The 13,560-nt window shown below is 43.2% G+C and carries 10 protein-coding genes and 5 tRNA genes; all 15 read left to right on the top strand.

Annotated features, from left to right (window positions below; translation table 11 throughout):
- The first annotated feature begins 47 nt into the window (after positions 1 to 47).
- The 15 genes from FC60_RS07790 to FC60_RS07720 all read left to right on the top strand — a co-directional run bounded on the left by FC60_RS07790 (position 48) and on the right by FC60_RS07720 (position 13,550).
- Positions 48 to 120 (top strand) — tRNA-Phe (locus FC60_RS07790).
- A 9-nt stretch (positions 121 to 129) separates the two neighbouring features.
- Positions 130 to 200 (top strand) — tRNA-Trp (locus FC60_RS07785).
- A 14-nt stretch (positions 201 to 214) separates the two neighbouring features.
- Positions 215 to 289 (top strand) — tRNA-His (locus FC60_RS07780).
- 27 nt (positions 290 to 316) lie between these two features.
- Positions 317 to 387: transfer RNA gene (locus FC60_RS07775), tRNA-Cys, on the top strand.
- A 14-nt stretch (positions 388 to 401) separates the two neighbouring features.
- Positions 402 to 485 (top strand) — tRNA-Leu (locus FC60_RS07770).
- Positions 486 to 752: 267 nt separating this feature from the next.
- Positions 753 to 2,084 carry a uracil-xanthine permease family protein gene (locus tag FC60_RS07765; RefSeq protein ID WP_056937845.1) on the top strand — a complete coding sequence of 444 codons (1,332 nt, stop codon included), beginning with the start codon at positions 753 to 755 and terminating at the stop codon, positions 2,082 to 2,084.
- Between the two features lie 207 nt (positions 2,085 to 2,291).
- Complete coding sequence (locus tag FC60_RS07760; protein ID WP_191978593.1) at positions 2,292 to 3,245, top strand: aspartate carbamoyltransferase catalytic subunit; 954 nt, start codon at positions 2,292 to 2,294, stop codon at positions 3,243 to 3,245.
- Complete coding sequence (locus FC60_RS07755; RefSeq protein ID WP_056937843.1) at positions 3,245 to 4,531, top strand: dihydroorotase; 1,287 nt, start codon at positions 3,245 to 3,247, stop codon at positions 4,529 to 4,531. The genes FC60_RS07760 and FC60_RS07755 overlap by 1 nt, the downstream gene beginning before the upstream one ends.
- 1 nt (position 4,532) lies before the next feature.
- Positions 4,533 to 5,621 (top strand): carbamoyl phosphate synthase small subunit, encoded by a 1,089-nt coding sequence (locus tag FC60_RS07750; protein ID WP_056937842.1) that lies wholly within the window; start codon positions 4,533 to 4,535, stop codon positions 5,619 to 5,621.
- Positions 5,614 to 8,793 (top strand): carbamoyl-phosphate synthase large subunit, encoded by a 3,180-nt coding sequence (carB, locus tag FC60_RS07745; RefSeq protein ID WP_056937841.1) that lies wholly within the window; start codon positions 5,614 to 5,616, stop codon positions 8,791 to 8,793. The genes FC60_RS07750 and carB overlap by 8 nt, the downstream gene beginning before the upstream one ends.
- Positions 8,794 to 8,807: 14 nt before the next feature.
- Positions 8,808 to 9,728 carry a dihydroorotate dehydrogenase gene (locus tag FC60_RS07740; RefSeq protein WP_056937840.1) on the top strand — a complete coding sequence of 307 codons (921 nt, stop codon included), beginning with the start codon at positions 8,808 to 8,810 and terminating at the stop codon, positions 9,726 to 9,728.
- A gap of 113 nt (positions 9,729 to 9,841) precedes the next feature.
- Entirely contained in the window at positions 9,842 to 11,326 is a 1,485-nt protein-coding gene (locus FC60_RS07735; protein WP_056937839.1) for a BglG family transcription antiterminator, read from the top strand.
- Positions 11,316 to 11,717 (top strand): PTS sugar transporter subunit IIA, encoded by a 402-nt coding sequence (locus FC60_RS07730; RefSeq protein ID WP_056937838.1) that lies wholly within the window; start codon positions 11,316 to 11,318, stop codon positions 11,715 to 11,717. Before FC60_RS07735 ends, FC60_RS07730 begins: the two co-directional genes overlap by 11 nt.
- Positions 11,718 to 11,725: 8 nt before the next feature.
- The gene (locus FC60_RS07725; RefSeq protein WP_056937837.1) at positions 11,726 to 12,178 is read left to right on the top strand and encodes a PTS sugar transporter subunit IIA; all 453 of its coding nucleotides are present in this window, start codon (positions 11,726 to 11,728) and stop codon (positions 12,176 to 12,178) included.
- A gap of 19 nt (positions 12,179 to 12,197) precedes the next feature.
- Positions 12,198 to 13,550, top strand: a complete 1,353-nt coding sequence (locus tag FC60_RS07720; protein ID WP_056937836.1) for a PTS galactitol transporter subunit IIC — start codon at positions 12,198 to 12,200, stop codon at positions 13,548 to 13,550.
- Positions 13,551 to 13,560 lie beyond the last annotated feature (10 nt).

Genomic DNA, 13,560 nt, shown 5'->3' with positions numbered 1-13,560 from the left:
TCACAGGTTCGAGCCCTGTATCCTCCATTTACATCGTTAGATGTTATGGCTCGGTAGCTCAGTTGGTAGAGCAACGGATTGAAGCTCCGTGTGTCGGCGGTCCGATTCCGTCCCGCGCCACTCTATTATAGGGATATAGTTAAACGGTATAACTACGGTCTCCAAAACCGTCATTGTGGGTTCGATTCCTACTATCCCTGCTTAGTTTAATATGGCGGTATTGGTGAAGTTTGGTTAACACATCGGTTTGTGGGTCCGACATGCATGGGTTCGAATCCCATATACCGCCCTTAAAGTTAGATTATCTATACTATCTGGTGGTATAGCCAAGTGGTAAGGCGTGGGTCTGCAAAACCTTGATCGTCGGTTCGAATCCGACTACCACCTTTTAGTTAGATTATGCCTCTGTGGCGGAATTGGCAGACGCGCTGGACTCAAAATCCAGTTCCCGTTTGGGAGTGTGGGTTCGACCCCCACCGGAGGCACTTACAACTAAACATAGTTTTAGTCACTAGTATAGATTTCTAGTACGATTGAGCCAGGGTTTTCCTGGTTTTTTTGTGTTTATGGCCATTAAAGTTTAATAAGTTCTCGGTGAAAAGCACTTAATTCTTTTCGATTTAGACTGATTTAATCAAGATGAAATCGTTTACTAGAAAACATTTATATTGCTATCTGAGACGTTTACTTTAAATTAGTTAGATGATAATATGGACAAAGTTTTTAGTTTCTATATTATGAAAGGATTATTTATGGCAGATCAGATTGAGAATTCATTAGTTGTTGGTCCTGATGATAAGGTACCAACAGGAGAGGCGACTTTACTTGGCTTACAACATGTTTTAGCAATGGATGTTTATGTCCCACCAATTATCTTAGCTGGGTCATTAGCAATGGGGGCTGCAAATTCGACCGGCTTACTACAGTCTACTTTCTTAGCGGCCGGAATTGGTACCATTTTACAAACGGCGATTTTTATGAAGATGCCGGTTTCTCAAGGACCTTCATTCGTACCTTTAGGAGCCGCAGCAGGGGTAGTTTTAGCTAGCGGTGGTTTAAATCACGGCGGTATGGCAACCCTATTAGGTGCTTTAACTGTGGGTGCTATCGTACTAATTTTATTAGGGTTATCAGGTGTCTTTCAAAAAATCATTAATACCTTAGTCCCAGCAGTTGTTGGCGGGACGATTATCACCTGTGTTGGTTTATCTTTAATTCCATCAGCCTTAAATGACAATGTTTTTGAAGCCAGTGGAAACATATATCAAAACATGATTTTAGCAAGTATCACCGCTTTGACTTTATTGATTTGTGTGGCTATTAGTATTCGATTCCCACGCGTGCAGAAGTTATTTAAAACGGGATCGATTGTGATCGCTTTATTAGTAGGGACGCTTGTTAGTGCCATGATGGGACGTTTTGACTGGAAGACGGTGGCTGATGCGGCCTGGATCGGATTACCTCAGCGGACTATGTTTCATTGGGGGATTCATTTTGATCTTACGGCGATTTTAACTTTTATCATTATCTATGCCATTTTGACTACTGAAACGACGGGAACTTGGTTTGCCATGGGAGCAGTGACCAATCACCAAATAACGGATCGCCAATGGAACCGCGGAATTATTGGTGAAGGCTTAAGCTGTTTAGTAGCGGCCATTGCCGGTGCGACACCAGTTACTGGTTACTCGACGAATGCGGGCATTGTTTCCATTACGGGAGTCGCAAGTAAGCGAGTCTTTATATCAGCCGGGATTTGGTTCATTATTTTAGGCTTTTTCACTAAATTGTCTGCTTTCCTGTCTGCTATTCCAGCACCAGTCATTGGTGGGGTTTTCGCGATTATTACAGTGACAATCATGTTGAATGGTTTAAATGTTATCCGGCGGACAAAGACTGGTGAAAGTGATCTATATATTATTGGAATCCCAATTGTCTTAACCTTAGCCATCATTTTGTTACCTACTAAGGTCATGAATGCTTCACCACAAATGGTGCAATATTTGTTAGGTTCACCAATTGCGATTGCGGCAATTACGGCGGTTATTTTAAATCTAATTATGCCTAGTCGTAGTCAGGCTTAAAATTTAACTGGAATCATTTTGACAAGCATCCGGAAACCAAGTAAAATAAACATAACATTGAAAGTCCTTTAAGCAGGTCCCGTGAGGCCAGCAAGGTGACGGCAAAATATAATACCCGTGTATTGTAATGACCCTCGACTGTGCTGACCACAGTGGAGGGTTATTTGTTTATTAGGCTTGATGTAGTTCGAGTGATTGAAGGAGTTTATGATGGCTAAATTACTACGCTTGCCATATTTTACAACGGTTGAAGGATTGACTAACGAAGAGGTCCACGCCTTAATTGAACGGGCAGAAGAATTTAAACACGGGGAACCAAGTCCAAAATTAGACGAACCGGTATACGTTACAAACATGTTTTTTGAAAACTCAACCAGAACTCACAATAGTTTTGCGATGGCCGAACGGAAGTTGGGACTACAAGAAATTACTTTTGATGCCGGCCATAGTTCAGTTAGCAAGGGTGAATCGATGTATGATACTTGTTTGACCATGAGTGCCATTGGGGTGAATTTAGCCGTGATTCGCGATCGCGCTAATGATTATTATCGTCAATTAACTACCGAGCGCCCAGCCAATTCACAACTTGACATAGGAATCGTTAACGCAGGAGATGGAAGTGGTCAACACCCTTCCCAGTGTTTACTCGATATGATGACGATTCACGAGCAGTTTGGTCATTTTGACGGCTTAAAAGTAGCAATTGTTGGAGATATTACAAATTCGCGGGTGGCCAAAAGTAATATGCAACTGTTACATCGCTTAGGAGCTCAAATCTATTTTGCAGGTCCAGAATACTGGTTTAGCCATGAATTCGATGCCTATGGTCAATATGTTCAACTTGACGACATCTTAGATCAACTCGATGTCTTAATGCTCTTACGGGTCCAACATGAACGCCATGACGACCAGACCGAAGCGCAATTTGATGTTCAAGCCTATTGTGATCAATACGGGATTAATCAAGCTCGCTATGACCGATTGCCAGACCAAGCCATCATCTGTCATCCAGGGCCGATTAACCGGGATGTTGAAATTGTGTCCGAATTAGTCGAAGCACCCAAGAGCTTCTTTTATCAGCAAATGCAAAACGGGGTCTTTATGCGGATGGCAATGTTGGAAGCCGTCATGCGAGGCCGTCATTTAGGAGGATTAGCATAATGCAAACCTTAATTCAACATGGTCAAGTTTATACCGGTGGACACTTGGTAAATACTGATATCCTGATTAAGGATGGTCGTATTCAAGCCTTAGGTCATGACTTAATCGATCCCCAAAGTGTCGACACGGTGATCGATGCGGAGAATCTCTTAGTTTCGCCTGGCCTAATTGATGTTCATGTTCATTATCGAGATCCCGGCTTGACTCAAAAAGAAACGATTAGAACCGGTTCAATGGCGGCGGCACACGGTGGTTTCACGACTGTTGGTGCCATGCCGAACGTTGATCCAGTTCCCGATACACCAGCTAAAATTGCTCACATGGTGGAACGTAACCAAACAGAAGGGGTGGTCCACATTAAACAATACGCCTCGATTACCATGGGGCGTTTAAGTGATGATTTAGTGGATTATGCCGGCGTTAAGGATGCCGGGGCCTTTGCACTTTCCAATGATGGGAATGGGGTCCAATTAGCGGGGACTATGTACCGGGCAATGCAGGGGGCAGCTAAAGCTGGGCTTCCCATTGCGGCCCATGTTGAAGATGAATCTTTATTATTTGGCGGCAAAATGACCCTAGGAAAGCGATCCCAAGAATTAGGAATTCCAGGTGCGCCGAGTGTTTCTGAGTCAGCTCAAGTTGCTCGGGATTTAGTATTAGCTAACGACACGGGTGTTCAGTACCACATTTGTCATATTTCCACGAAGGAAAGTTTGGCGATGGTCAAATTCGCAAAAGAAAAGGGCGTACCGGTAACTTGTGAAGCCTCACCACATCATTTATTGTTAAGTGATGAAGAAATTCATGGCGAAAATTCTAATTATAAAATGAATCCTCCGCTCCGCCATACCGATGATCGAGCGGCCTTACAAGCAGCCCTGAAGGATGGCACGGTTGATATGATCGCGACCGACCATGCTCCGCATACGGTTGACGATAAACCAAATGACTTTTCTTGTGCTGCTAATGGCATTACTGGGAGTGAAACCGCTTTCGCTGAATGTTATACCCACTTGGTTAAGCAAGGATCTTTAAGCTTGGAACGGCTCTTAGATCTCATGGCGACCAATCCAGCAGATATTTTCCATTTAGATGGTGCGGGACGGATCGAAGTTGGACAACCAGCAGACTTAGCCATTTTCGATCTAAATCACGAATATGAAATTAAAGAAAGTGATTACCTATCAAAGGGGAAGAACACACCTTTTACTGGTGATCATGTCTATGGCCGGACGATCTATACATTAGTTGACGGACAAATTGTTTATCAAGCCAAGGAGGACTAAAATGCAACGGTATCTAGTACTAGAAGATGGCACAGTTTATGCCGGAGAAGCCTTTGGTGCGGACACGGAAACCGTCGGTGAAGTTGTCTTTACCACGGGGATGACGGGCTATCAAGAAGCAATTACGGATCAATCATATGCTAATCAAATTCTGGTCTTTACGAATCCCTTGATTGGTAACTATGGTGTCAATGTCGATGACGACGAATCTTTACAACCGCAAACTAAAGGGGTTATTTGTAATGAGGTGGCCCGGGTACCGAGCAATTGGCGGATGCAAGGGAGTTTACCAGATTACCTTAAGCAAATTGATGTACCGGGCTTAAAGGGCATTGATACACGTGAACTAGTGCGTAAGCTCCGGTATCACGGGACCTTACGCGGGACCTTGGTTGCGGATGTTGATCACTTGGATGCAATTATTGAAGATTTACATGAAGCACAACCAACGAAGGGGATTATCGCTAAGGTATCAACAAAATCGCCGTATCCTAATCCCGGCTTAGAACGCAACATCGTGGTAGTGGACTTTGGTCTAAAACACAGTATTTTGCAAGAATTGGCTAAGCGGGGTTGCAACACGACCGTTTTACCGTACTCGGCCACGGCAGAAGAAATTTTAAACCTTCATCCAGATGGCGTACTTTTGAGTAATGGTCCTGGTGATCCACAAGAAATGACTGCCGCAGCTGAGATGGTGGCTGAAGTTGAAAAGCATGTTCCGGTTTTTGGAATTTGTATGGGGCATCAGGTTTTTGCCTTAGCTAATGGGGCCCAAACTTTTAAGATGAAATTTGGACACCGCGGCTTTAATCACCCTGTCCGTAATATTGCTACTGGGGAGATTGCCTTTACTTCGCAAAACCATGGATATGCTGTTGATCCGGAATCAGTGAAGAACACGGATTTAATGGTAACTTACGAAGAAATAAACGATGGGATTGTTGAAGGCTTACGTCACCGTGACTATCCAGCCTTCTCAGTTCAATTTCACCCGGACGCTGCTCCGGGTCCAAATGATGCTGATAGTATTTTTGATGATTTTGTAAGTCTGGTTGACCAACGGAAAGGAGACCGTACGAATGCCTAAACGGACAGATATTCATAAGATTATGGTTATTGGGTCAGGGCCAATCATTATTGGACAAGCAGCTGAATTTGATTATTCAGGGACCCAAGCTTGTATGGCCTTACGCGAGGAAGGTTATGAAACCGTCTTGGTAAATTCTAATCCAGCGACGATTATGACCGATAACGAAATTGCTGACCATGTCTACATTGAACCCTTAACCGTTGAATCAGTAAGTCGAATTATCCGCCAAGAATTTCCAGATGCCATTTTACCGACCCTGGGAGGGCAAATTGGCTTAAATCTTGCCGTCGCTTTAGCAGATACCGGAATTTTGGATGAATTGGGCATTCAACTCTTAGGAACCCAATTAGCCTCAATTGATCAAGCGGAAGATCGGGAAAAGTTCAAGCAATTAATGCAAGACTTAAACGAACCGATTCCACCTTCCAAAACTGTTGAAACGGTCGATGGTGCTGTAGATTTTGCTAATGAAATTGGTTATCCGGTTATCGTTCGCCCAGCCTTTACCATGGGGGGAACTGGTGGTGGTATGTGTGATAATGAGGAAGAATTACGCGAAATCGCCAAAAACGGTTTGGAATTATCACCGGCCACACAGTGTTTAATTGAAAAATCAATTGCCGGCTATAAAGAAGTTGAATTTGAAGTTATGCGGGATTCAGCTGATAATGCCATGGTCGTTTGTTGTATGGAAAACTTTGATCCTGTGGGAATCCATACTGGTGACTCGATCGTTATCGCTCCCTGTCAAACCTTGTCGGATCGCGAATATCAAATGCTTCGTAACTGTGCATTAAAGTTAATTCGTGCCTTGAAGATTGAAGGGGGCTGTAATGTCCAATTAGCCCTTGATCCTAATAGTTATCACTATAATGTCATTGAAGTGAACCCACGGGTGTCGCGTTCATCGGCTTTAGCATCTAAAGCCACGGGATATCCAATTGCTAAGATGGCGGCAAAGATCGCGGTCGGCTTGACGCTTGATGAGATTAAAAATCCGGTTACTGAAACGACTTATGCTGAATTTGAACCGGCTTTAGATTATGTCGTGGCTAAAATTCCCCGGTGGCCCTTTGACAAATTCGTTCATGCTGACCGTCGTTTAGGGAGTCAAATGAAGGCTACCGGTGAAGTGATGGCCATTGGACGGAACCTAGAAGAAGCCTTATTAAAGGCCGTGCGTTCCTTAGAAATTGATCAAGCCGATTTGGCCTATCCAACAGCACAAGCTGCTAGTGATGCTGATTTAGAGATGCAATTAGTACATGTTCAAGATGATCGGCTTTTCTACTTAGCGGAAGCCTTTCGGCGGGGTTACTCTATTGATGAACTCTTCCAATTAACTAAAATCACGCCTTACTTCTTGGATATTGTAAAGCACCTGGTGGAATTGGAAACTACGGTGGCTGACCATGTTGGGGATGTCGCAAGCTTGAGATTAACTAAACGTTATGGCTTTAGTGACCCAACAATTGCTCGCCTGTGGGGTCAAACCAGTGATGAGGTTCGTCAATTACGGTTAGCTAATGGGATTGTGCCGGTTTACAAGATGGTTGATACCTGTGCGGCCGAATTTGATTCCCAAACCCCATATTTCTACAGTACTTATGCGCAAGAAAACGAAAGCCACCAATCAGACCGAAAGTCGGTCATGGTAATTGGATCTGGTCCGATTCGGATTGGGCAAGGGGTCGAATTCGACTACGCCACAGTTCACTGTGTGCGGGCCCTGCAACGGTTAGGCTATGAAGCGATCGTCATGAATTCGAATCCCGAAACGGTTTCGACGGATTTCTCCATTTCGGACAAATTGTACTTTGAACCATTAACCTTAGAAGATGTTTTGAATGTGATTGATTTGGAACAACCAGTGGGGGTTATTGTTCAATTTGGGGGCCAAACGGCCATTAACTTAGCTGCGGGACTCGATGCCCATGGTGTAAAAGTGTTGGGTACCACTGTCAAAGACTTGGATGCCGCTGAAGATCGGGAAGTATTTGATCAGGTTATTAAAGACTTAGGTCTTAAACAACCAATTGGGATGACCGCAACGACCCATCAAGGGGTGATTGATGCCGCTACGGAAATCGGCTATCCCGTCCTAGTACGACCAAGTTATGTCTTGGGTGGTAAAGCAATGGAGATTGTATATAACCAAGACGAGCTAGAAGAATATCTAGCGCAAAATGAAACGGTAGCCGAAGAACACCCTATCCTGGTCGATTCTTATTTGGTCGGTCGGGAATGTGAAGTGGATGCGATTTGTGATGGCCATCAAGTGCTCTTGCCGGGGATTATGGAACATATTGAACGGGCGGGAGTCCACTCAGGAGACTCGATGGCCGTTTACCCACCACAAAACATTAACGAAGATGTGAAAGCTCAGATTGTCGCTGCTACTGAAAAGTTGGCCGTGGCGCTAAAATGTATTGGGATCATGAATATTCAATTTATTATTCATGATGGGGAGGCTTACATTCTAGAAGTTAACCCGCGGGCCAGTCGAACTGTCCCATTCTTAAGCAAGATTACCGGGGTGGAAATGGCTCAAGTGGCCACTCGAGTGATCATGGGTGAAAGCTTAGCTGAACAAGGCTTTGCCCCTGGGCTTTATCCAGAATCGCACATGGTTCACGTCAAGGCACCGGTCTTCTCATTTAGCAAATTAGGGGATGTGGATAGTTATCTTGGTCCCGAAATGAAATCAACTGGTGAAGTCATGGGGACGGATTCAACCTTTGAAAAAGCTCTCTACAAAGCCTTTGCTGGAGCGAAGATGACCTTACCTGACAATGGATCGGTCTTATTGACGATTGAAGATAACGATAAGGACGAAATCCTGCCATTAGCGAAACGTTTTGCCAAAATTGGTTATCGCTTAATAGCAACTGAAGGAACGGCTGACTTCTTGCGGAATAATGGCTTACATACGACGGTTGTTCATAAGATCCATGATCAACGGGAAGACAATATTATGAATCTTCTACTCAACGATCAAGTAGATCTTGTGATTAATACCATGGGTCATGATTATGAACAAAATTCGGATGGCTTTATTATTCGACAAACAGCGATTGAACACCATATTCCAGTAGTAACGCCACTTGATACGGTGGATGCGCTATTACGAGCCTTAGAAAGCCGGGCCTTTACGACCGTGGCCCTTTAAGAAAGGAGTTTATTATGTCAAATCGATTGGCAATTAATATTCCGGGTTTATCAATGAAGAATCCTTTAATGCCGGCTTCAGGTACCTTTGGCTTCGGGGATGTTGCGGGAGCTAGCAAATTTGATTTAAATCAAATGGGGGCAATGGTTATGAAAACGACCACACCACAAGCAACCACCGGGAATCCCCAACCTCAAATTGCCCAATTAGATGATGGGGTCTTAAACTCAGTCGGATTAACAAATCCGGGAGTGGAAGCCGTCATTAACGATAAGATGTTTAACTTCCATCAACAGTATCCAGTTCTACCAATTGTGGCTTCAATTGGTGGTGATACTGAAAGTGATTACGTGGAAGTAGCCCAAAAACTAGCTCAATCTGGTTTAGCTAACGCACTGGAATTAAATGTTTCTTGTCCAAATGTGGCTTCGGGTGGAATGTCCTTTGGCGTTGATCCCAAAACGGTCGAATCACTGACTAGCCAGGTGAAAGCAGTCACCGGTAACGTTCCTGTGTATGTCAAATTAACACCTAATGTCACTGACATTACTGAGATTGCGCGAGCGGCTGAAGCTGGGGGAGCTGATGGTCTGAGCTTAATCAACACCGTCTTGGGCTTGCATATTGATATTCGAACCCGTAAAGCGGTACTGGGCAAAGGTATGGGTGGTTTTTCGGGCCACGCGGTAAAGCCGATTGCAGTGCGGATGGTATATCAAGTTCGTCAAGTAACGAATTTACCTATTATCGGGATGGGGGGAGTTGAAACCCCAGCTGATGTGATCGAATTCTTCCTTGCCGGAGCGGATGCCATTGCTGTTGGAACAGCGCATTTCAAACACTGGGATGCGATTCCTCGGATTGCTAAGGGCTTAGTTCCATTAATGGATCAATTAGGCATTGCGTCATTAGAAGAGTTGCGTCAGCAACGTTAGTAAATAATCTTAAACATGTGAGATAACATTCAAACGTGTCCATAGCTATGGACACGTTTTTAATTTCCGGTAAACTTTATTTAGCTAAAATGATGATTGAGGAGGGAGGTATCATGATAAAGAAACGGGAAGAAGTAATCGCGGCTTTACTTAAAGCGGATGGTTTTTTGACGGCTCATCAATTAGCTCAGGACTTGAAGTTATCGACGAAAACGATTTATCGGGCCGTTAAAGAAATTAACCAATCTTTTGGTCAACCAGTGATTATTTCCGAACGTGGTAAAGGATTGTTGCTAGATTATGATCGCTATTTAATGTTGAGTAATGAACTTCCGTTGGCGGCTGACTTTATTGGAGTAACCCCAGTCGAACGACGTAACGCAATCTTGACAAAATTATTATTTACTTCACCTTTAACCTGTCGAGTTGATGAGCTTTACGAACCGTATCATGTTAGTTATGACTTGATGCAGTATGATCTCCAGCATTTAACGAAAATCTTAACTACTTATCACTTGAAGTTACTCCGCCGTGGCAATCGATTATCGATTGCAGGCGATGAGCAAGCGATAAGACGGTTGATCAATAAGGTTTTAATGCAGAGTAACGCGATGAATGTGGAAACCATTCGCGATTTTGCGAGCCGGTTTCCTGATATGGGGAATTATGATCAGCAGTTTTTAACTGCTCAGTTGGAATTAATTCAACGGTCTTTTCAAACTTCGATTCCCTATCCTTACAATATCAACATTTTCTCGCATCTGTACGTCTTAATGAAGCGGTATCGAACAGGAAAGGTCCAGGCAAGTCAGAGTATTCAATTATCACCGCAAGATCAAGCCCTTATTCATGCGCAGCCGATCATTTTAAAAGTTGCTAAAAATGTTATGCAAAATGTCGGGGAGTATGTTCAGCATTCGATTGAACCAACCGAAATTAATTCGCTGGTCGAGTACCTATTATCCATGCGGTATAGTCATGAGGTCATTTATGATTCCCATTCGACTCCCCTATGTAATCGACTCGTGGAAACCTTTCTAAACGGCTTTGATCTGGATGAGCATGCTACTGGAATCCAGACCTTACGGAATGATTTGATAAGTCATCTGCGGCCGATGATGAATCGGCTTAACAATCAGATTCAAGTGGCTAATAAACTATTGCCAGACATTAAATTAGAGTATGGGGAATTATTTGCGCGGGTCCAGCATTTAGCTCAGCAGGCACAAACTAGCCTTTCGTTACCCTGGTCGATTGATGAAGATGAGGTTGGCTTTATCACGCTATATTTTGCCAAATACTTTGAAGAAACCGAATTTCATCAACGAGCACTAGTAATGTGTGCAAGTGGGGTTGGAACGTCCAAATTACTTTGCGCCAAGGTTCATAAACGCTTTCCAAATTTAGAGATTGTCGGGATTACGTCAAAAGCACAGTACGAGGCTCATCCTGAACGGTATCAGGGAATTGATCTGATTATTACCACAGTTGAGGTCCAAGCTCATAACCAGGAATGCGTGATGCTAACGAATGCTTTATTTACGGTTCAAGATCAAAAACGCTTGGGACAACTATTGGGAGTTAAAGATGGAATTTAAATTAGTCAATTTAAAGCAAGTCAAAGATTATCAAGATTGGTTATATCAATTAGGTCATCTCATGACTAAGGAACCGGATTTACAGAATGAATTAATTCAACAGTTAGTGGGGCGTGAACAGGTTGGTTCGACCATCATTGATCCAGGCATAATAATGCCGCACATCATTAATGAAAATTTATTTGATCATGTAGTTATTGTCAGCCATCTGCAGACGCCATTGAAGCTGGCGGACCAAAATGTTACGACGGCGGTGATTCTACTGATGCGTACGATTGATACACAGATTGATAGCTTTATGAAAGCACTAATTAGTGATGATCATCTACAACAATTAAAAGAACCAACTATTCAGTTGGTTCAAATCAAAGCAATGTTTAGACAGGAGTAAGTGAATTAATGTTGTTTGATAAACAAATCATTTTGTTTGATCAGGAGATGGCAAATCAAGAGAGGGCACTAACCACTTTAGCTCAGAAATTAGAAACAGCGGGTCTAGTGACGAAAGATTTTTCGACCGCGATCATCCAAAGAGAACACCAATTTCCCACCGGTTTATTAACTCAGACGATGGGGGTAGCGATTCCGCATACGGATGCCGATAAGGTTATCGAACCGCAAATCGCGTTTATGCGTTTAAAAAAACCGGTGATCTTTCATCAGATGGGCGATAATCAAGAAATAGCGGTGCAGATGATTTTTATGTTAGCCCTTAAGCAGGGACAAGATCAGTTAAAGATGCTGCAAAAATTAATGGCGCTATTTCAAGATGCATCTGCCATGCATCACTTGATGACGATCCGATCAAGCGAAGAATTAATTACCCTAATGCAAGCCGCACAGATTATCTAAAGAAAGGTCGTGAATACTAATGGAGATGATTGCTGCAGGATTACAGTGGTTCGTTAATTTAGGGGCGAGTGTGATGCTCCCAATTCTGTTATTTATCTTTGCGTTAATCTTACGGATTAAACCCGGGAAAGCTTTTAAAGCGGGCTTAACCGTTGGGATTGGCTTTATTGGGTTAAATCTGGTGATTACCCTATTAACCGAAAATTTAGGCCCCGCTGCCCATACAATGGTTCGTAATTTTGGCTTACACCTTGGTACCTTGGACATTGGTTGGCCAGCTGCTTCCGCGGTTGCTTATGGGACTGTTCTTGGTAGATTAGCCATTCCAGTTGGGGTTATTGCTAATTTGGTTTTATTATTATTTGGTTTAACCAAAACTTTGGATGTAGACGTTTGGAACTACTGGCACATTGCCTTTACTGGCTCCATTGTCTATGCTGCTACCGGGGATTTCATCTTAGGAATCTTCACGATGGTGGTTCATGTTATGATTATTTATCTCTTAGCTGATTTATCTGCTCCTTACATTCAAAAACAATATGGCTTAGAGGGGATTTCTTTTCCTCAAGGCGCTTCAGCCCCAGGTTTTATTTTGGCCTTGCCATTGAATTGGATCATGGATCGGATTCCGGGAATTAATAAGATTAAATTAACTCCCCAAACCATTCAAAAGCGCATGGGCGTTTTCGGTGATTCTGGAGTGATGGGATTAATCATTGGGATTGTAATTGGGGCTTTAGCTAAATATTCACTAGCTAAAACTTTACAATTAGGTGTGACCACGGCAGCAGTCTTGATTCTGATGCCACGGATGGTATCACTTTTAATGGAGGGATTAACCCCAATTTCCGAAGGAGCTAATGATCTAGTGAAGAAGCACTTCCCCGGCCGTGATCTATACATTGGAATGGATAGTGCCTTAGCTGTGGGGAACGAAACGGTTTTATCTTCGGCCTTAATTTTAGTTCCGGTTACCCTCTTAATTGCGATTATCCTACCAGGTAACAGCATGCTACCATTTGGGGATTTGGCTACCATTCCATATATGATTGCCATCATGTGTGCTGTTTTTAGGGGTGATATTTTCCGGTCATTAATTGGTGGAATTGTTGATATTGTCATTAGCTTATATATTGCCTCATGGGTAGCCCCATTGGTGACCGCTTCAGCAAAGGCCGCTAAATTTAGCTTACATGGTAGTTCTTCAATTTCGGTCTTAAGTGATGGTGGGGTCTGGACAACCTGGGTCATTGTGGGCCTTGGTAAGGTAATGACCTGGGGCGGTATCGGACTGATTGGCCTTATTACCTTAGGCTTGATGATTTGGTTTAATAAATTTCATAATCGTAAAAGGATAAAGCAAGATGCATAAGATGGAGGTA

Origin of the sequence: Limosilactobacillus gastricus DSM 16045 (genome assembly GCF_001434365.1) — a bacterium.
In the GTDB taxonomy this organism is placed as follows: Bacteria; Bacillota; Bacilli; order Lactobacillales; family Lactobacillaceae; genus Limosilactobacillus; species Limosilactobacillus gastricus.
Note: the sequence above shows the minus strand (reverse complement) of the source record. Positions and strands in the feature narration are given on the sequence as shown.